Below are 18,833 nucleotides of genomic sequence, written 5' to 3'. Positions count from 1 at the left end.
TTGAGCCAAAGAAAACGACGGCTCTGGAATGACAATCCACGAAACCGGCTCACCTTGCCGGAGCGACAACTGCAGAGGTTGCGCCGCGGCCAGCCGCGCCATTTTAAAGGGCGCGGCCGCCCCTTGGCGATTAGGCCGCCTTGGATCGCTTCGATGTTTTGTTGATCGACGTCACGGCGAGGTTGGTGAGCTTGTTGTTCGTAGCCTTCTCCTGGTCGAGAATCTCGCTCAGAAGTTTGTGCGCCTCATCATGACCAAGATCCTTGGCCCACTCACGAAGAGAGCCATAGCGCGCGATCTCGTAGTGCTCGACAGCTTGGCAAGCGGCCAGTAGTCCGGCATCGAGAGCTGTTCCTTCGGCCTCTTTCATCAAACCGTCGGCCTCCTTGATCAGCCCTTCGATGGCATCGCATTTTTCACCAGACGCCGTCTTGCCGATCGACTTGAAAACCTGCTCCAATTTCTTGATTTGGTCTTTGGTTTCCGAGAGGTGTTCTTCGGCCGCTTTTTTCAGTTCAGCGCTGTTGGCTGCCTTAGCAACCTTTGGAAGTGCCTTGGTGATGGCGTTCTCAGCGAAATAGATATCCTGCAGTGTATGCTCGAAAATTTCAGCCAGCGATTTCAATGGTTCTCTCCTTGGCAGGTGAATGCAGGAGAGAAAGCATTTTACGGAGGAATCGTTCCACTTCTCGTCGCCAAACCATACCATCCGTACGATCGGCACATTTAATCGCGGCGGGCGATCAGACGCCTCGACACCTACAAACTTGAAAAGAAGCACTGATGATGAGGGCTCACGCACGACCCTTTCAGAGCGCAAACCGCCGGGATCGTTCATGAGACGATGGGGTAGCGCAATTCGCTCACCTGGTCGGTAGGATAAATTCATGCCTTGGAGAACACTACGAACTCGGCGTGAAGAGTTGAGTTGTTCGCACCCGCAAAGACCAGAACACTGGAAGCAATTAAGAACATCTCAAATCTTCGCAGCATCGGGAACAAGCATGGCTGTGCCCCGTTTTGTCGTAAACCCGCTGTAGGCCAACGACATCGCACGCAGGCCTGACCATGGATCGTTTCTTTGCAAGGTTCGCCACCGCAACCGCACACGCAACAGGCAGCCCGCTTGCCTTCATCGTCTGTGTGATCACGGTTCTTGCTTGGGCACTGTCGGGCCCCTTCTTTGGCTTCTCCGAGACGTGGCAACTAGTGATAAACACGGGAACAACGATCGTCACGTTCCTCATGGTGTTTCTCATTCAAAATACCCAAAATCGAGATGGGGCGGCGCTGCAGGCCAAACTCGACGAAATCATATTGTTTACGGATGCCGAAAACGAATTCGTCGGTATCGAGAAACTGACGGACAAGGAGCTACAGGAGCTGCATGCTCGATGCGAGAAGGCTGCCCAGCGCTCGCATGCAATGCTTCAGAGCGCCCATGCCGAACGAAACGCAAGAGAAAATCGGTCGAAGCCGGCCTTCAATCGAGAGGATATCGAGAATCCGTCTCAAGCAAGCACCTCGGGTCGTTGATAAATGTGGCCCAGTGTCGGACGCCGACAGGCGCGAGTTGTTCTCCATGATCCATGGCGGTCGTAGATGTTCATCCAAGCGACCATTGCGAACGCGATAGCTATCGTGCGGAGGGCAGTAAATTAGGGTTTGTTGATCATTATCCCGAAGCCGCCATCATCGTCTGAAAGGAACTCTAAGGAATACCGATCACGACTATCTCGTTCGTTGTCAAAGGGGCAGAGGACGGCTTCTCAGTCCCGCAATATGCAGCCGTCTTCAGCTGCGAGCTAGACGGCCTCAAGGCCACCGAACCGGAACGAACGAAAATCTACTACCTGAATTGAGCAATCAGATGAAAACGTTAGCGATCACCACGGCCGCCATCCTGATGAGCGCTGCATCCAGCTTTGCGCAGTGCAAAGCGAAAGTCGGCACCACAGTCAGCATCGTCAGTGCTCGAAACAGAACACAACGTGCATCACTCTAACCCCGGTCTTCCGGGGTTTTTTCGTAGCAGCCAACCCGTTATAAGGTTTTGGCAAAGACTTATAACATTGACAAGGCCGCGCATCGTTATAAGGTCTTGGCAGCGACTTATAACAGCGGTGAGATGAGCCAAGATGACTTGATCAGCAGAAGGAAACGAAGCTTCGACCAAGTGATGGCCGAACTTGTCGCCGAGAGGGCCGGCGCACTCGATAAGGAAACACCAATGATGAAAGAGATCGACATCAGCTATCGGACGATGTTCGCGGAGCTGGCGCAACGGACGCTCGATGCTCAATTCGTGGCGGACTTCCCCTTGGAGGGATGGTTCGTGAGCGTGACCGTCAAAGATCGCAATTACTGGTATTTTGATCTCCCTACCCCCGAGGGCAAAGACAAGCGAAGCTACGTCGGTCCCGCGAGCGACGAAGCGATCACGGAGCGGGTGAAGGCCCACAAGGAAATCAAGGACAAAATCCGGGAGCGGAGGCGCATGGTGAGCACGCTGCGCCGCGCTGGCCTCCCCGGCCCCGATCAGTTTGCGGGCGACGTCACGAAAGCCCTAGCCGACGCCGGATTGTTTCGGTTGCGGGCCGTGCTTATCGGGTCAGTCGCATTCAGCACCTATGCGGGGATGCTAGGCGTCCGCCTTCCCTCGGCGGTTATGCAGACAGGCGACGCGGACTTCGCGCAGGACTTCGCAATCTCGGCTGGGGTCCAAGACAGCCTGCCGCCTATCCTCGAAATCCTCAAGTCGGTCGATCCCGACTTCCGAGCGGTTCCGCACCAGGCTGACAAAGCCAAGGTGGTGGCCTTCCAGAACGCCAAGGGTTATCGGGTGGAGTTCCCGACTGGAAACCGAGGATCGGACGAATATACTGGCAAGCCGTCGCCCATGCCCGCCCTCGGCGGCGCGTCGGCGGAAAACCTCCGGTTCTTGGACTATCTCATCTACGAGCCCGTCCGGACGGTGCTTCTCTTCCGCGAGGGCGTGAACGTCCTTGTCCCCGCTCCCGAGAGGTATGCCGTCCACAAGCTGATCGTGTCTTCGCGTAGGCTGACGGACACGCTAGGACGCGTGAAGGCGGACAAAGACCTGTCGCAGGCCGCCTTGCTCTTCGAAGCGCTTGTGGAGACGCGCCACGGGGACGAACTGGCCGATGCGTGGGAGGAAGCATGGGAACGTGGAGATGCGTGGAAAGAGGGCATTGTCAGCGGCCTATCGAGACTGCCCAAGAACGGAGTGAAAGCCCTCGAAAAGGTTCTCGGTTGTCTGTCGTACGAAACCGCGCCCGCATGCGTCGGCGGCCTTGAGAGGTTCTCGAGGCCCTACTCCCGCTTCCCAAAGCTCTTTCCTCTCGATCTCGCAGCAGACCGAGGCACAGCCGGCGATCCGGCAGATGCTTGTCCTCGCCGTTCACGACTTGCTGGCTGACCTTCAGGACGACTTCCGACGGCTTGCCGCAACGCTGGCGAGGGCCGGGGTCGTAAGGGCTAAGGTTCGCGTTCATCTGTCGATCACCTTTTCAGCAGGCTTTCCACCACCTCGGGTTGCTTGAGTTGCGAGATTACGTCGGGAAGACGAACAGTCCCTGGAGGCGCGGTCCAAGAAACACGCTTTTTCCATGCTCACCAGGACGTCGCCTATCCAATCCCCGGGCAAATCGTCGTCACCGCAAAGAGGCATTTTTGCTTTTTGACGGAAATGAGCCAAGCCGAAACATCGGAATTTCTGCCACTGGTCCAACGCATTAGACGTGAGCAGGAGCGCCAACTGGGTATCGAGCACGTGTATTACATCTACAATGAAGACACGACACACCACTTCCATCTTTGGATGGTGCCGCGCTACCCATGGATGGCACGTTTTGGAAAATCGATCGAGGCGGTGCGACCCGCCTTGCGCCACGCGCGTGAGCAAATGAGTTCTGAACACCACTTGGCCGCAGTAGCAGAAGCGGCCGCAAAGCTGAGGGAAAGCTTGGCCCGAGAGGTGGAAGGTGACTGACAAAGCGAACGACGCGCAGTTAGCCCCAACCGACGTGCGCCGTCCTTGGGCGGTCGTCAAGTTAGTCCCTTGGGATCAGAAACAGACGCCGACCTCACTCAACCAATCCCGATGGACACTGTGACCGGTATTTAAGGCCTGAAACGACCGCTTCGGTCGCACGCGAAGCCCTTCCGCCACGTCATCGCTCCCAACCAAAATCCCGCACGTTTCCTAGATCGTCCGCAATCCAAGGATGTTTCTAATTGAGATATAGACAACCCCAGGTGCAGATGATTATATCTTTGAAGGTTGTATTCTTCGTTTTCTCTACTAATAGGAGCATTCTTTGGAAGATGCAAGTTTAATCATCAAGATCATATTGGGGTTCAGCGTGATAATAGCGGCGGTTCTGGTTCTCTTGATGCTAGCCCCTGCTTAAGCCCCTTCCCCAACGAATAGCGGCGTCGAAACCAAAATCCGACAACTTAAAAGCCGAGTTTCAGGTCAGGGTCCGCCGTTCCGCGGATTTTGCGAAAGGCAGACCCGAAGTCGTCGTCGAGTGCGGAGACCTCGCATCGCGCTGCAGACAACGCGAACAACCGATTGACGCCTAGGTGAAGATATCGATAAAACGCCCCATCGAATTTGCTCGCTAGCTTTGGTTATAGCGCAATTGGCTTCGCGCTCTGAACGAACCTTCCTTTCAAAATCGCTATCAGGCCTCAAGTTTCGCGCGGAGGCTCCCAGTATCCTACGGAAGGGCTCGTCATGATTGCCGGCACAGTCAAATGCTCCAGATAAGGCCTTGGCGTCATCCAATATGCAACGGCGGCGTCGGCCGGTCTGCCGCTATTCCGCCGGCGAACGCGCTGCTATGAGCGATCACGTCGAAGGCCGAAACATGATTTCGAAGGCGAGCGAGATCTCGGCCCAAAATCCCAGTTTGCCTGTTGCGTCCATAGCAATGTCTCAAGGCGACTATGTCACACAATCAACTAGGAAGACGCCTTGAAGAATTCCAGAGTCAGCCCGCTTTCCGGCCACGGCGCGGCAGCAACCGTCGACCGTGAAAAAGCCTGGCTAAAGATCCTGTCCACCTATCGACAGCCGCATATCGGCCGCAGCACCTTCGAGCTGACGGCGACCCTTGTGCCATTTGTTCTGCTGTGGGCAGGAGCTTGGGTCTGTTTGCACTTCGAGTACCGGCTCGGCGTGGTCCTTATCGTCCCTGTTGCGGCGGGATTTCTCCTGCGCTTGTTCATGCTGCAACATGACTGCGGACATGGTTCGTTTTTCGGGCGGCGCAGCCTGGATGACTGGACGGGCCGAATGATCAGCGTTTTGACACTAACGCCTTATGACTACTGGCGCCGCGCCCATGCCGTACACCATGCTTCGGCAGGCAACCTCGACGAGCGAGGTGTCGGTGACATCACCACGCTTACCGTTGCCGAATACGACGCCCTCACGCCAGGAGGACGGGTTCGTTACCGCCTCTACCGGCATCCGCTCGTGATGTTCGGCATCGGTCCCGCCTGGCTCTTCCTGTTCAAGCAAAGGTTGCCGTTCGGAATGATGCGCTCTGGCGCTCTTCCGTGGGTTTCCACCATGGCAACGAATGTGGCGATTGCCGCACTCTCGGGCATTCTTATCTGGGCAGTGGGTGTCGCACCGTTCCTCCTGATCCATCTGCCGATCGTCCTTCTTGCTGGGGCTGCAGGTGTCTGGTTGTTTTATGTCCAGCACCAGTTCGAAGACACGCACTGGTCAAGGCCACCCGAGTGGACGTTCCAATACGCGGCCATGCATGGCGCCTCGCACTACGATCTGCCGCAGCCCTTGCGCTGGATCACCGGCAATATCGGCATGCACCATCTCCATCACCTGTCGAGCCGAGTTCCCTTCTACAGGCTTCCTGAGGTCATACGTGATCATCCTGAACTGGGAGATATGGGCCGCATCACCATCAGGCAAAGCCTGGGCTTGGTGAAGCTCGTCCTTTGGGACGAGGCCTCCCACCGACTGATATCATTTCGAGAAGCAGACGCGCGCGAAACTGTGGCACGATCGGCTTTGCCGACACCTGCTTGAGCGCACCAGGCGCCGGCCGCGGCACGCGGCCAGCCCCCGTTCTTCCCCGGCTTGACCCGTCAAAAGAGCCGCTCGCCAAGAGGTTCAGCGTAGCGCCCGCCAGCGTCCAGGAACGTTATCCAACTAGCCGCTCCGGTCGCTTTCATCGCACCATCGTCGCGCCCAGGCTCCATCGCCTGCTTGCAACGGGTCGACCTCACGGTTTTTTTGCTGATCGACAAAGCAAGACCGCTCGAAATGTTAATTTGGACAGCTCCGTCTAGCTGCACAGCGTATTGCGGCAGCACGCCTGCAGTTTAGAGAACCGTTTTCACCAAGCGCGGATCACTTTAACAATCGCACAATGCTCCTCGGCGCCGTACCCCGCGTCTGTAGCGTTGCGAAAGAGATCAGAGGCAAAGGCGGGAAACGCGGTGTTGATGTTCAAATCATCCGCTATCTCGACGAGCCGCGTGATATCCACGCCGACCGACCTGATGGCTATTGTTTCGCCAAATTCCGCGACATCCATTCCTTCCGCAGCACACATCGCCGCCCCGTGGCTGAAGCCAATCCAGTGCCCGGCAAAATAGGCAAGAGCCGCATTAAAGAGAACCTTTGCGCGGCTTATATCGTTTCCAACGTGAGTAAGATTTGGAGCGAGCAGCCTTAAGCTCGCTTCGAGCGAGGTGAAGACACTTTCTCGTCCGGCGATAACGATCGAGGCCTCAGGTCCACCGATCTGACTTGGCCAGGCAGAAATCGCGCCGTCAAGATAGCTTCCTCCGCGGTTCGCCACCCATTCTTCAAGCTGACGCGCTTGCTTCGGCGTGCCCGACGTGAGTTGCACGACGGTCTTTCCTTGGAGCAAGTCTGTCGCGCATGCGTCGAGGACCATCGAGGTTGCCGCGTAGTCTGACAGGCAGACGATAAGTGTGCTGCTGGCGGCAATAGCAGCGGACGGCGTTTCCGCCCTCGACGCGCCGAGGTGTTCCAAGGCCTCTGCCTTGCCTGGAGTTCGGTTCCAGACTGTAACGCTCCTTCCCGAAGTTATAAGCGCTTTGGCGAGCGCGCTGCCCATGCGCCCCAGCCCGATGACAGCTACTTCACTCATCACTTCACCCTTGACCGGTTAGTTACACTATGTAACTTACATATTGTAACTTTAGGTGCAAGGGGCAACCGTGAAGCTCAAGAAAGATATGCGTCGCGAACAAATGCTTGATGTCGCGATGCAAATTGTCCGGGATCAGGGCGCGGATGAACTGACGCTCGGGACCTTGGCTGCAAAAGCAGGGGTCAGTCGTCCGATCGCTTACGGACACTTTTCTACCCGGTCCGGACTTTTGCTGGCACTGTTCAAGCGGCTGGAGGAAAACTATGTCCACCGTCTCCGCTCCGCGCTTTGCGAAGCGCCAAAGGAGCTCACCGCCGTAGCTGACATTATCAGCAAAGCATACTTCAATTGCCTTGCCGATTTTGGCCCAGAAGGTCTCGCAATATCCGCGGCGCTCAAAGGGACAGAAGAGATGGCCGCGCAGCAACGGCTCATGATTCGCGCATACATAGATTTGATGTGTAATGCCCTTCGGCCATTCTCAGAGCTGGAAGTTGGCCATATCCATCCTGTGTGCGTCGGTCTGTTAGGTGCAGCGGAGGCGCTTGCTTCCGAAACGCAAACCGGCGCGATATCTGAGCGGGTCGCCACGGCCGTTCTGGCGGCGCTCATCATCAAAGGGGTCGCAAGTGAGCCGAGCAAGGTTGGGTGAATTTTACCCATGAGGCTTGAAGCCTCAATATCCTAAACCGGCTGGCCGACGCAGGATGCATCGTCAGGCGTCAGCAGTCTTTCGCAGCCGCTACGGTCATACGGCCGATTGATGCACGACGGCTCGTATCATCCACCGAACCACCCGCGATTGCCCTCTACAGAAACGCTGCTTCGTCTATCAGCGAGCGGGTGCTGCGGCACAACAATCGACGCGGAAAGGCCAGCGTCAATAACGACTAAGCGAAGCCCCGCGCGACAGGTCGGCTGTGCACTTTTACGATGGAGCGCATGGCCCGTTGTGCATTTCCAAGGAAACCGCCCTCGCGACAGTACCCACCTTGTCCCTTGGTGTTTCTCCTTGGCCGTTGGTCCGAGGAGCATATTTCAGGTTTCACGCCAAGCACCCGGGAGTATGCTGACAACAGACAATTCGTACTTGCCAATCAGCAAGCAACCTCTCGGCGTTTTCGAAGGGCTGCCTCCAAGGAGGTGCACAATGAGAGCCGCGCCATCATCCATTTATCTGATTATTCTTGCGACAATCTCAGTCGGAGTCGTCCGAACGGACGCTCACCAGGCAAAGACCGGCTGGACCTATCCTCTGGCGTGCTGCAAGGCCCATGAGGCAGGTGGCGATTGTGCTGCCATCCCCGCGCCCGACATTTTGCGAGGGGCTCGTGGTTTTTCCGTTTTCTTGCATGCTGGCGACCACCACATGGCAAGACGACCGCACGTGTTCTTTATCCCCTATGGCGATGAGATCCCCTCGGGCGATGGGCAGTATCATATTTGCCTTCATCCGACGGAAGACGACGTGAACTGTTTCTTTGCCCCACCTGACAGCAGCTAATGCGAATACGCCACCCCGGAGTTCAACCGCTCGAGGTCGCCCGCGTCCGTCATTCGCGGGCGCGATATCGAGGCGGTCCTCGCTGCCGTGACCGTAACCGAAACATCGATCCGAGGTTTCGGCAAATAAAGCGCGAGTCTCGCAACCTCATAGCTCGTGCGACGATCAAGGTAGCTGCTGAAGTTGACTTCGTACCAGCAAGACCCAGGCTCATCACACGACGCGAACAATTCCACCTGAAGTCACGCAACGGGATCTTTGATTGCGGTCCTTGCTAGTGATTCTTGATTAATTGCACCCCATCGCAGAACGCAATATTTTATTGCGTCGATGAGACGGGACGTCCACGGCCAGCGCTGCCGAACAGTTTCGGGTTCCGCACCAATCCCAGATGCCGTTCGACGACACGATCCACGAGGAGACGAGCGATGGGCACAACGACACCGAACAACATCATGCAGGTCGGCATGGGGTTCTGGGCGTCCAAGGCCCTGCTCAGTGCGGTTGAACTCGGCGTCTTCACCGAGCTTGCGACTGGCCCGGCCGAACTGCCGGATCTGCAGGCCAGGCTGAAACTGCATCCCCGCTCGGCCCGCGACTTTCTCGACACCCTGGTCGCGCTGAAGCTGCTCGAACGCGAGGACGGCCGCTATCGTAATGCCCCTGACACGGACCTCTTCCTCGATAAGGCGAAGCCATCCTATATCGGCGGCATCCTCGAAATGGCCAATGCCCGGCTCTACGGTTTCTGGGGTTCGCTGACCGAAGCCCTGCACACCGGAGAACCACAGAACGAAGCCAAGCACAGCGAAGATTTCTTCGCCGCGATCTATGCGGAACCGGCACGGCTGCGCGGGTTCCTCGAGGCGATGAGCGGGATCAGCGCCGGCGCGGCGCAGGCGATCGCCGCCAGGTTCGACTGGTCGAAATACACGACCTTCGCCGATGTGGGCGCGGCGCAGGGGATGGTGCCGGTGGTGATCGCGCGAGCGCATCCGCATCTCAAGGCCATCGGCTTCGATCTGCCCGCCGTGCAGCCGATATTCGACGACTTCGTCGCCCGGCAGGGCCTTACCGACCGCATCACCTTCCAAAGCGGCAACTTCTTCGACGGCCCAATGCCCAATGCGGACGTGATCGTGATGGGGCACATCCTGCACGACTGGGATCTTGCCGAAAAAAGGAAGCTCTTGGAAAAAGCGTTCGCTGCGCTGCCGAAAGGCGGAGCCGTGATCGTCTACGACGCCGTCATTGACGACGAGCGCCGCTTGAACGCCTTCGGCCTGTTGATGAGCCTGAACATGCTGATCGAGACCCGCGGCGGTTTCGATTATACCGGCGCCGACTGCCAAGCCTGGATGCGCGACGCCGGTTTTGTGTCCACGCGCGTCGAGCCGTTGCTGGGGCCGGACTCGATGGTGATCGGCTTCAAGCCCGGTTGATCGGAAACCAAACCCCGACCGTTGTTCCGCAAGACCGACCACTGGAGCAATTTCGATTGCCGGCAGCTGACAACGCCGTTGCTCAATCTGACTTTTGAACAGTCGCCGCAAAAGCGCCGCTACCAGCAGCCGACGTTTCTTGAAGTGCCGTCGGGAAAACCGAACCGCCTGCGCAATTCCCCAAGCAGCTAAACATGCAAACCCTCAAATATACCCGAGGGGGCCGCTTGACTCCCTCAGGCCGCGCCAGTATCAAGTTGTAGGCCTAACCCTACAATTGGATGCCATGCACCAGTCTCAGTCAAAACCAAGTCCCGCACTGTCGTTGTCGGATCTTCCCGCTCCCGATGTCGTCATTCGCCGGCTGAAACACCCCGGACGCTGGATCAGCGGCGGTCTCGTCATCCTGCTTCTGGCGGTGATCGGACGCGCCTTCGCCGTCGGGCAGATCCAGTGGACGGTGGTCGGCGAGTTTCTGACGGCCGGTGTCATCATCACCGGTTTCGGCTGGACGCTGCTCATTTCGGCCTGCGCGCTGGTGCTCGGCGTGCTGCTCGGCTTTGCCTTCGGCATCATGCGGCTCTCGGAAAACCCGATCCTGCGTTTTGCCGCCTGGCTCTATGTCTGGATCTTCCGCGGTACACCGGTGCTGCTCCAGCTTCTCATCTGGTTCAACATCGCGCTGATCTTTCCGAAGCTCTACATCCCAGGTCTTATTGACGCCCGCATGGTCGATGTGGTGACACCCTTCGTCGCCGCGGTTCTCGGTCTCGGCGTCAATGAAGGGTCGTACCTCACGGAAGTCGTGCGCGGCGGTATCGGTTCGGTCGACAAGGGTCAGAAGGAGGCGGCCCACACTCTCGGCATGACGCCCGGGCAGACGATGCGGCGCATCATCCTGCCGCAGACCCTTCGGCTGATCCTGCCCGTGCTCGGCAACAGCGCGATCGGCATGCTGAAGTTCTCTTCGCTCGCCGCCACCATCGCCATGGGCGAGATGCTGAACGCGGCCCAGCGCATCTACTTCATCAACGGCGCCGTCATCGAACTGCTGTTTGTCTGCGCCGTCTGGTATCTGGCCGGAACCACGGTTCTGTCCATCGGCCAGTATTATCTCGAACGCCACTTCGGCCGCGATGCCGCAACGACAACCACCGAACGCCGCTGGTTCAAAGCCTGGGCGCGTCGTCCGGCCGTCACGGGTGAAGCATGACACTTGCAGTTAAAGCGGTCGGTATCCGCAAGAGTTTTGGCAATCACGAGGTGCTGAAGGGTCTCGACCTGGACGTCGCCTATGGCGAGGTTCTCTGCATCCTCGGACCCTCGGGCAGCGGCAAGAGCACGTTCCTGCGCTGCATCAATCACCTGGAAACACCGAATGGCGGCTACGTGTGGGTGGACGGCGCGATCATGGGCTACGAGCTCAACCGCGGCGCGCTGCAGGAATTGCCGGTCAAGCGACTGCGCGCCCAGCAGAGCCAGCTCGGCATGGTGTTCCAGCACTTCAATCTGTTTGCGCACCGCACCGTGCTCGGCAACGTCACCGAGGGACCGATGGTGGTGCGCGGTCTCAGCCGCGCCGAGGCCGAAGCCCGCGCCATGGCCCTGCTCGAGCAGGTCGGCATGGCGGCCAAGGCATCGAGCTACCCGTCGCAGCTTTCCGGTGGCCAAAAACAGCGCGTGGCAATCGCGCGGGCGCTCGCCATGGAACCGCGCGTCATGCTCTTCGACGAGCCGACCAGCGCGCTCGATCCGGAGCTCGTCGGTGAGGTGCTGGAGGTGATGCGCAATCTGGCGCGCGGCGGCACGACGATGATCGTCGTCACCCACGAAATCGGCTTCGCAAGAGAAGTCGCCGACCGCGTCGTGGTGATGATCGACGGCGAAATCCGCGAGAACGGCGCACCTCAACAGGTCCTTAGCAACCCCGGTGATGCGCGTGTGCGCAGTTTTCTGAGCCGCGTGCTTGCCTGACGACAAGAGTTCAAAAAAGGGAGAACAGGAAATGAAACGATTGCTGCCGATGGCTCTGGCGCTTGCCTCCGCCACCTTCATCAGCCTTGCCGCAGGGGCTGCTGCCCATGCCGCCGACGAGAAGCTGGCCGCCGCCCTGCCGGATGCCGTGCGCGACACCGGCAAGCTGAACGTCACGATCAGCCTTGCCTATCCGCCGATGGAATACAGCGACGCCGGCTCGACCGAACTGAAAGGCTTCGACATCGATCTTGCCAAGGCGATCGCCGAGCGCCTCGGCCTGACGGCGGAATTCCAGAACGTCGAGTTCCCGCAATTGATCCCGCAAGTGGTCACCGGCCGCTCCGACCTGATTATGACCGCCTTCTCCGACAAGGTGGAACGCCAGACGCAACTGGACTTCATCGACTACTTCAAGACCGGCAACGTCTTCTATTCGACCGCCGACCACCAGGGTGAGATCAAGGCCGAGGCCGACCTCTGCGGCAAGACGGTTGCGGTCGCGACCGGAACCAGCTGGGTCACCTGGGCGGAAAACCTTGGCAAATCCATCTGCCCGGCCGACAAGCTGATCACCGTCATTCAGATCCCGACCCAGGCCGAGCACATCATGCAGATCCGCCAGGGGCGTGCCCAGGCTTCCGTCATCGGCCTTGAAGGACTGCTCGACCTGATGAAGCAGGAGCCGGACAAATTCTACCAGATCGGTGAGGTTGGCGAGATCAACCACTACGGCATTGCCCTTGCAAAGGCCAACACGCAACTGCGCGATGCAATCAAGGGCGCGCTCGACGCCATGAAAGCCGACGGCACTTATGCACAGATCCTCGACCGCTACGGCTTGAAACAGGCGGGTGTCGAGGAGTTCAAGATAAACGGAGCCACGAAGTAACAGAACCGCGCCGGAGCCTGCCTTGACCCATCCCCCTATGCCAGACGCCTCAACCGCAACGGGCGAACGCCCTGACGATCGACTGTCGCGGCTGCGCCTCGATCTCTATTCGAGCGAGCAGCTTTACCGGCAGCTCTATCGGGCGCTGCGCGCCGCGATCCTGAGCGGCGACTTTTCCGAAGGTGAAGCCATTCCCTCGGAGAACCAGTTGCGCGACCAGTTCGGCATTGCCCGCACGACTGTGCGCAATGCGATGGCGCTTCTGGTTTCGGAGGGCCTCGTCCAGCAGGTTCGCGGCCGCGGCACAATCGTCTCGCACCGACCGATCAGCCACAACATCTGGAACTTCGGCAGCTTCACGGAGCTTGCCCGAAAACAGGGCCAGCGCCCGGTGACGCAGGTGCTGGAGCACCGGGCAGACAACGGCCAACTCGTGCTGGTGCGCGCCCGCGGGCTTGCCAACGGCGACAGCGTGACATGGCTGAACGTCGACACGTCCGAGCTCGATCTCGCCCTTTATCCCGGGCTTGATCGATACGACTTCGCGTCGCAATCCCTCTACGAGGTGTTGCGCCGCGACTATGACCGTCACCCCCTGCGTTCGGAACTGCTGTTGACCGTCGTGCCGGCTTCCGATCGCCTGCGGGAGGTCTTTGCCCCGGCGCAGGACGTGCCGGGCTACCTTTGCGCCAGCGGGGATGTGCTCGACGCGGACGACCGGTTGGTCGAGCGCACGTCGATCGTCTACTCGCCGGCAGTCCAGATGAAATTTGCAACGCGCTGGGGCCGCGAGACCGCGCCGCACGGCGTGCAGGAGACATGACATGAGCCGCTTCGGCGACACCTTTACCATCCAAAAACCGATCCTCGGCATGCTGCACCTTGCCGGTGACGGCGCTCAGGCCAAGCTTGCCCAGGCCGAAGAGGAAGCCCGCATCATGGCCGGCGAAGGCGTCGATGGGCTGGTGGTCGAGAACTATTTCGGCGATGCCGAGGATGTCGAACGGGTGCTAGAGCGGATCTTCCACCTCGACCTCGGAACGCGCATCGGTGTCAACGTCTTGCGCGACGACTCCCGCGCCTTCGCGCTCGCGCGGACCTATCCGGTCTCGTTCATCCAGGTGGATTCCGTCGCTGGCCACCTGCCGCCCGAAGCAGACGTCCCCTTTGCGACCGAACTTCAGACCCGCCGCGACGGTGTGACGGCCCTGCTCCTCGGTGGTGTCCGGTTCAAGTACCAGCCGGTCCTATCAGGCCGGCTGGAGGAGGAAGACGTGCGCATCGGTGCGTCGCGCTGCGACGGGCTGGTCGTCACCTCGGACGCGACCGGCCAGCCGACCGACTTGGAGAAGGTGGCGCGATTCCGCGCTGCGACCGGTGGCGAGACGCCGCTCCTGATCGGCGCCGGCCTCACCGAAGCCAACGCCACCGAGCAATTGGCTCAGGCCGACGGCGCCGTCGTCGGCAGCTGGTTCAAGCACGATCACAAGGACACCGGCCGGGTCGAAGCCGCCCATGTCGCAGGCTTGATGCGTGTCGTGCGCGCGATCAGGAGTGCGGCATGAACGTCGTCCACGCCCGGCCGGTGACCCCGGACAATTTTTCCCGCTACGGCCGGGTGTACGACCTGACCGGTGACACGGACGGCAAGGTCCTCTGGACTGTCGGCGACGGCTGGAACGACGGCTTTACGAAAACGCCGTTGATCGACGGCCGCGGTCATCTCGGCATCACCCGTGGCGGACAAGCGCCCTGGGACTGCCGCGCGATGGAGCGGCACCCGCTGACCGAAGAGGCGATCTTCTGTCTCGCTGAACCGGTTGTCCTTGCGGTTGCGCCGGCGTCGGATGGCGAAGCACCTGATCGCGACGAGATCGAAGCCTTCGTCATCGCGCCCGGGCAGGCTGTCGTCATGGATCGCAATGTCTGGCACGATGCCTGCCGCGGCGTTTCCGGCCCCGCACCCTATTACTGGATGGCCGTCTGCGGCCTCGGCGAAAGCCCATGGGTAGCAGTTTCGGGCGGTCCGATAAAGGTGTCGGCGGCAGCGGGCACGGGACTAACCTTATGACTGCATTCTTCATTGGCGATGTCGCCCTCGACGAATACTACACCGCCGACCGCTGGCCCGGCCGCGCCGACAAGGGCATGGTCAAGGAGCTTCCGGCCGAAGCCGGCGGCTCCATCGCCAACGCCGCCGTCGTGCACGCCGGTCTTGGCGGCGATACGCAGTTCATATCGCTGCTCAACGACAGCCCATTGTCCGAGCGCCTGATCGCCGATCTCAGGCAAAATGGCGTCGGCGTCGATCACATGCTGATCGATCCGGCCATTCCGGAATCGCGCAACTTCATCTTCCTCGTCGAGGGCGAGCACATCGTGCTCACCGTCGAGATGGGCGAGCAGCCGATGTGGCTTTCAGGCGCCAGTCTGAAAGCGTTGCGCCAGCCGGGTTACCTCTACACCACGCTCTATCGCGTCCGCCGTCTGCACGCCAAGACGCAAAACGGCGTTCTGAAGCAAGCCGATCTCCTCAGGGACCTGCATTCCAACGGGCGCCGGGCGATCTTCGATCTCGACGTCGGCGGCTGCACGCCCGAGGACATGCCCTATCTGACCGGCGCGGCTGTCGTCATCTTCAACCAGATCGGTTTCCACACCGCTTTCGGCCACGACGACATCAACCTCATCGGCGACTGGATGCGAGAGCACCAAATCGACCGAGTGGTGCGGACGCTGGCCGCCGACGGCGCGGAGGCTCGCAACCATGAAACGGTCTTGCGCGTGCCCGGCTTTACTTTGAAAGTCGTCGACGTGACTGGTGCCGGCGACACCTTTGGTGGAACGCTCACCTGGTGCCTGTCGCAGGACCAGAGCTTCGAGGAGGCGCTCGACTTCGCAGTCGCGGCCGCTTCGCGCGCCGTCACCATCCATGGCCCGCGCGCAGGCAAGGCAACACCCGAAGATGTCCTTGCCTGGCGCCGGCGGCACCGCCACCAGGATCGCTGAACTGGCCTCATGGAGCGCACACGAACCGCAGGCCCTGCGGTTCTCCCGAACCATGACAAACACAAGCGTTTGGCCGATCACGGGGCGCACCTACCCGGATTTCCCGTCGCCGTTTGCATCGATCACGACGCGTACCGGCCCACCGTCTGGTCGTGCGGCATCGGCGGGAGGCCGGGCGCAGAAGGCCATCGAAGGTAGCACGCGGCGATCGAGCCGCAGGACACTCCTCGAGCCCGTTGGGGTGTCAGCTTTGCGATATCAGTTTGCTCGAAGGGCTGCGGCGATGGTCGCATATATCGTTTCGACCTCGTCCTTGCCGATCGTCAGAGGCGGCGACAAGACGATCGTGTTTGCGACCGGACGAATGAGCACGCCGCGTTCGAAGCAGAATTCATAGACCTTCTTGGCGAGTGTCTTGCCGACGGCGGCGTTTTCGCCAAGCTCGATGCCCGCAAGCAGACCGAGGTTGCGGATGTCGACGACACCGGGCAGCCCCTTCAGGCTGTGCGCACATTGCTCCCAGTGCGGTTCGAGCCTCGCTGCCCGCTCGAAAATCCCCTCGGAAACATAAACGTCCAACGCCGCCAATCCGGCGGCGGCCGCCAGCGGATGGCCGGAATAGGTATAACCGTGGGAGAGTTCGACCGTACCTGGTGCCGCCTTTGAGGTAATCGCATCGTAGATGCGATCGCTGGCAATGACGCCGCCCATCGGAACCGCGCCATTGGTCATGCCCTTTGCCACCATCAGTAGATCGGGCTTTACCGAAAAGCGGTCGGCCGCGAAAGCATGGCCGAGCCGACCGAAACCGGTGACGACCTCGTCGAAGATCAACAGGATGCCGTGGCGCGTGCAGAGTTCGCGCAGCCGCTCGAGATAGCCGACCGGCGGAACGAGAACACCGGTCGATCCCGCGACCGGCTCAACGATGACGGCAGCAATCGTCGATGCATCGTAGGTCGCGATCATCTGCTCAAGCGCATCGGCCAGCTCTGCCCCGTGCGGCGGCTGACCGCGGCTGAAGGCGTTCTTCGCCGGATCATGCGTGTGCGGCAAATGCACCGTGCCGGGCAAGAGCATGCCGAACTGCTTCTTGTGCGGGCCCATGCCCGCAGCCGACAGGCCGCCGAAACCGACGCCGTGATAACCGCGCTGACGCCCGACGATGCGCTGGCGCTGCCCTTCACCCCTCGCATGATGGTAGGCAAGCGCGATCTTGAGCGCGGTATCGGCCGCTTCCGAGCCGGAATTGGTGAAGAACACGCGGTTCATGCCTTCTGGCGCAATCGACGTTAGCCGGTTGGCATATTCGAAGACCAGCGGATGCCCGAGGCCGAACGAGGATGCGAAGTCCAGCCGCGCCGCCTGTTTCTGGATCGCCTCCACGATGCGCGGATGGCCATGGCCAACGTTGACGCACCAAAGCCCGGCGATAGCGTCCAGCAGGCGGTGGCCGCCGCTGGTGAAGTAGTAGAGCCCTTCGGCACGGGAGATGAATTCAGCATTCGCCTTGAAGTCCCGGTTGGCCGTAAATGGCATCCAGTAGGCATCAAGGTTGTTCGGGCCGGGCGTGGTGAGCGTATCCATGGCATGTGGACCTTCTGTGAATGGGCAGAGCGCGCGCGAGGCGACGGCGACCAAGGTTCAAGCGGCAATTTCGTCGCGATAGGTCGGGTAGCTCTTGAAGCTCGGATTGTCGGCCGGCAGCACCGCGAGTTCCATTTCACCTGCCGCCGGCCGCATCACGATGGTCGCGACTGTCGCCGAGACATGGCCGCGGGACGAACGATGCGGCGGACGGCAGACGGCGTAGGGATAACCAAACTTGTCAGAAAGCGCGGCTTTGACCTCGGCGACGCCGATCTTGTCGGACTTTTCGAGAATGCGGCGAACGCGCCAGTCGCGGTAAAAACTGTCCGACCAGCTTGAATGAGCCTGCTCACGCAATTTCAGAAGCGCCGTTTGACTCTGCCAATGGTTGGCATGCACGATGAGATCGTTTTCCGGATAGATGTTGAACGCTTCGTCCGGTGCGCATTCGAAGCTGACGGCAAAGCCATCCTTGTGGCTCACGATGATGTTGTTCGACGCCGACTTCCTCGTTCCGGCCACGGCACGCATGGCCATCGCCAGATGTTCCTGTTGCAGGACCATGCGCCGGATGAGTGCTAGCGGCACGCCGTCGCCGGCAAAGTCGCGGTCGCTCTCGAGATAATTTGCCGTGACGGCGATGCCCTTGTCGTTCATGCCGCTGCGTGCAAGGCCACCGGCCTCCGTGAACGTCTGATAGGACGGACCTTCATCCGGCTTGACGCGCAAGACAATCGCCGTCTCCGCGCATTCTGCCATCCAGTCCCAGTTCTGCGCGTGCACGAGCTCTCCCGTGGCGCTGCGCTCAGGCAGGACAACGACACCGGTGCAGCCGTCGCCCGAATGCTCAGCCCTCGCAGCCTGGGTCCTTCGTGCCCTCGCAAGGATCTCAGTACGGGCATTGATGAGGACGACGTGCTCGAACGGCAAGTCCGCACCTTCGGAGATACCCTTCATCTCCACCACGAAGTTTGGGTCGAACGCCTCGATGAGCGGTACATAGCCGGCAACGATCGACTTCAGGTCGTCGGCCAAGACCCCGAGCGTCGCAAGCCGACCAGCATACAGTTCGACGCTGCGACGCACACGGTCCTTCGCCTGCAGCCCATACTGACGCCCGCGCTCGAGCGGAGTTCCTGAGATCGAAACGAACGGAAACGGTGCGGCGGTCATCTGTCTTCTCTTTCACTCTATGTTGCGTTTTGTATCGTTAAAATGCACTATCACAAGGAATTGTCCAG

The 18,833-nt window shown here is 59.9% G+C and carries 18 protein-coding genes; 14 read left to right on the top strand and 4 right to left on the bottom strand.

Translation table 11 applies throughout. The features are described from left to right. Positions 1-130 precede the first annotated feature (130 nt). Positions 131-625, bottom strand: coding sequence for a ferritin-like domain-containing protein (locus IB272_RS28015; protein ID WP_034799916.1), 495 nt, complete (start codon positions 623-625; stop codon positions 131-133). A gap of 443 nt (positions 626-1,068) precedes the next feature. Here IB272_RS28015 and IB272_RS28010 point away from each other — a divergent pair, with 443 nt between their 5' ends. The 4 genes from IB272_RS28010 to IB272_RS27995 all read left to right on the top strand — a co-directional run bounded on the left by IB272_RS28010 (position 1,069) and on the right by IB272_RS27995 (position 6,085). Beyond that, a complete protein-coding gene (locus IB272_RS28010; protein WP_060519015.1) occupies positions 1,069-1,536 on the top strand; it encodes a low affinity iron permease family protein in 468 nt (155 codons plus the stop codon). A gap of 694 nt (positions 1,537-2,230) precedes the next feature. Continuing rightward, the gene (locus tag IB272_RS28005; RefSeq protein WP_246810447.1) at positions 2,231-3,439 is read left to right on the top strand and encodes a GSU2403 family nucleotidyltransferase fold protein; all 1,209 of its coding nucleotides are present in this window, start codon (positions 2,231-2,233) and stop codon (positions 3,437-3,439) included. Positions 3,440-3,709: 270 nt separating this feature from the next. After that, positions 3,710-4,012 carry a hypothetical protein gene (locus tag IB272_RS28000; RefSeq protein ID WP_210339520.1) on the top strand — a complete coding sequence of 101 codons (303 nt, stop codon included), beginning with the start codon at positions 3,710-3,712 and terminating at the stop codon, positions 4,010-4,012. Positions 4,013-5,002: 990 nt separating this feature from the next. Beyond that, on the top strand, positions 5,003-6,085 hold the full coding sequence (locus IB272_RS27995; protein WP_192445499.1) for a fatty acid desaturase: 1,083 nt from the start codon (positions 5,003-5,005) through the stop codon (positions 6,083-6,085). Positions 6,086-6,395: 310 nt separating this feature from the next. Here IB272_RS27995 and IB272_RS27990 read toward each other — a convergent pair whose 3' ends face one another. Continuing rightward, positions 6,396-7,178, bottom strand: coding sequence for an NAD(P)-binding domain-containing protein (locus IB272_RS27990; protein WP_192445498.1), 783 nt, complete (start codon positions 7,176-7,178; stop codon positions 6,396-6,398). Between the two features lie 70 nt (positions 7,179-7,248). Here IB272_RS27990 and IB272_RS27985 point away from each other — a divergent pair, with 70 nt between their 5' ends. From IB272_RS27985 to IB272_RS27940, 10 genes are all read left to right on the top strand, one after another. Then, the gene (locus IB272_RS27985) at positions 7,249-7,833 is read left to right on the top strand and encodes a TetR/AcrR family transcriptional regulator (RefSeq protein ID WP_234852818.1); all 585 of its coding nucleotides are present in this window, start codon (positions 7,249-7,251) and stop codon (positions 7,831-7,833) included. A gap of 1,280 nt (positions 7,834-9,113) precedes the next feature. Next, positions 9,114-10,127 (top strand): methyltransferase, encoded by a 1,014-nt coding sequence (locus IB272_RS27980; RefSeq protein WP_034803348.1) that lies wholly within the window; start codon positions 9,114-9,116, stop codon positions 10,125-10,127. A 21-nt stretch (positions 10,128-10,148) separates the two neighbouring features. Next, entirely contained in the window at positions 10,149-10,319 is a 171-nt protein-coding gene (locus tag IB272_RS27975; protein ID WP_162728724.1) for a hypothetical protein, read from the top strand. Positions 10,320-10,413: 94 nt separating this feature from the next. Beyond that, positions 10,414-11,340, top strand: coding sequence for an amino acid ABC transporter permease (locus IB272_RS27970; RefSeq protein ID WP_034803346.1), 927 nt, complete (start codon positions 10,414-10,416; stop codon positions 11,338-11,340). Beyond that, a complete protein-coding gene (locus IB272_RS27965; RefSeq protein WP_060519003.1) occupies positions 11,337-12,101 on the top strand; it encodes an amino acid ABC transporter ATP-binding protein in 765 nt (254 codons plus the stop codon). Before IB272_RS27970 ends, IB272_RS27965 begins: the two co-directional genes overlap by 4 nt. A 31-nt stretch (positions 12,102-12,132) precedes the next feature. Next, positions 12,133-12,993, top strand: a complete 861-nt coding sequence (locus tag IB272_RS27960) for an ABC transporter substrate-binding protein (protein ID WP_060519001.1) — start codon at positions 12,133-12,135, stop codon at positions 12,991-12,993. A gap of 22 nt (positions 12,994-13,015) precedes the next feature. Next, on the top strand, positions 13,016-13,816 hold the full coding sequence (locus tag IB272_RS27955; protein ID WP_127890328.1) for a GntR family transcriptional regulator: 801 nt from the start codon (positions 13,016-13,018) through the stop codon (positions 13,814-13,816). A 1-nt stretch (position 13,817) separates the two neighbouring features. Further along, on the top strand, positions 13,818-14,558 hold the full coding sequence (locus tag IB272_RS27950) for a BtpA/SgcQ family protein (RefSeq protein WP_034803342.1): 741 nt from the start codon (positions 13,818-13,820) through the stop codon (positions 14,556-14,558). Continuing rightward, a complete protein-coding gene (locus IB272_RS27945; protein WP_060607946.1) occupies positions 14,555-15,064 on the top strand; it encodes an ureidoglycolate lyase in 510 nt (169 codons plus the stop codon). The genes IB272_RS27950 and IB272_RS27945 overlap by 4 nt, the downstream gene beginning before the upstream one ends. After that, positions 15,061-16,002, top strand: coding sequence for a carbohydrate kinase family protein (locus IB272_RS27940; protein WP_060582121.1), 942 nt, complete (start codon positions 15,061-15,063; stop codon positions 16,000-16,002). Before IB272_RS27945 ends, IB272_RS27940 begins: the two co-directional genes overlap by 4 nt. Positions 16,003-16,260: 258 nt before the next feature. Here the strand turns inward: IB272_RS27940 and IB272_RS27935 are convergent, their stop codons facing one another. Both IB272_RS27935 and IB272_RS27930 read right to left on the bottom strand, forming a co-directional pair. Next, positions 16,261-17,589: an aminotransferase class III-fold pyridoxal phosphate-dependent enzyme gene (locus tag IB272_RS27935; protein ID WP_060607948.1), complete on the bottom strand. Its 1,329-nt coding sequence runs from the start codon at positions 17,587-17,589 to the stop codon at positions 16,261-16,263. 57 nt (positions 17,590-17,646) lie between these two features. Beyond that, positions 17,647-18,765, bottom strand: coding sequence for a C45 family peptidase (locus IB272_RS27930; protein WP_060607951.1), 1,119 nt, complete (start codon positions 18,763-18,765; stop codon positions 17,647-17,649). Positions 18,766-18,833: the final 68 nt, after the last annotated feature.

The sequence above is a fragment of the Ensifer sp. ENS08 genome (assembly GCF_014852195.1).
GTDB lineage: Bacteria > Pseudomonadota > Alphaproteobacteria > Rhizobiales > Rhizobiaceae > Ensifer > Ensifer adhaerens.
Note: the sequence above shows the minus strand (reverse complement) of the source record. Positions and strands in the feature narration are given on the sequence as shown.

Coding starts and splice junctions, on each gene's coding strand:
- IB272_RS28010 (WP_060519015.1), top strand. CDS start 1,069: ATGGATCGTTTCTTTGCAAGGTTCGCCACCGCAACCGCACACGCAACA.
- IB272_RS28005 (WP_246810447.1), top strand. CDS start 2,231: ATGATGAAAGAGATCGACATCAGCTATCGGACGATGTTCGCGGAGCTG.
- IB272_RS28000 (WP_210339520.1), top strand. CDS start 3,710: ATGAGCCAAGCCGAAACATCGGAATTTCTGCCACTGGTCCAACGCATT.
- IB272_RS27990 (WP_192445498.1), bottom strand. CDS start 7,178: ATGAGTGAAGTAGCTGTCATCGGGCTGGGGCGCATGGGCAGCGCGCTC.
- IB272_RS27980 (WP_034803348.1), top strand. CDS start 9,114: ATGGGCACAACGACACCGAACAACATCATGCAGGTCGGCATGGGGTTC.
- IB272_RS27970 (WP_034803346.1), top strand. CDS start 10,414: ATGCACCAGTCTCAGTCAAAACCAAGTCCCGCACTGTCGTTGTCGGAT.
- IB272_RS27965 (WP_060519003.1), top strand. CDS start 11,337: ATGACACTTGCAGTTAAAGCGGTCGGTATCCGCAAGAGTTTTGGCAAT.
- IB272_RS27960 (WP_060519001.1), top strand. CDS start 12,133: ATGAAACGATTGCTGCCGATGGCTCTGGCGCTTGCCTCCGCCACCTTC.
- IB272_RS27950 (WP_034803342.1), top strand. CDS start 13,818: ATGAGCCGCTTCGGCGACACCTTTACCATCCAAAAACCGATCCTCGGC.
- IB272_RS27945 (WP_060607946.1), top strand. CDS start 14,555: ATGAACGTCGTCCACGCCCGGCCGGTGACCCCGGACAATTTTTCCCGC.
- IB272_RS27940 (WP_060582121.1), top strand. CDS start 15,061: ATGACTGCATTCTTCATTGGCGATGTCGCCCTCGACGAATACTACACC.
- IB272_RS27935 (WP_060607948.1), bottom strand. CDS start 17,589: ATGGATACGCTCACCACGCCCGGCCCGAACAACCTTGATGCCTACTGG.
- IB272_RS27930 (WP_060607951.1), bottom strand. CDS start 18,765: ATGACCGCCGCACCGTTTCCGTTCGTTTCGATCTCAGGAACTCCGCTC.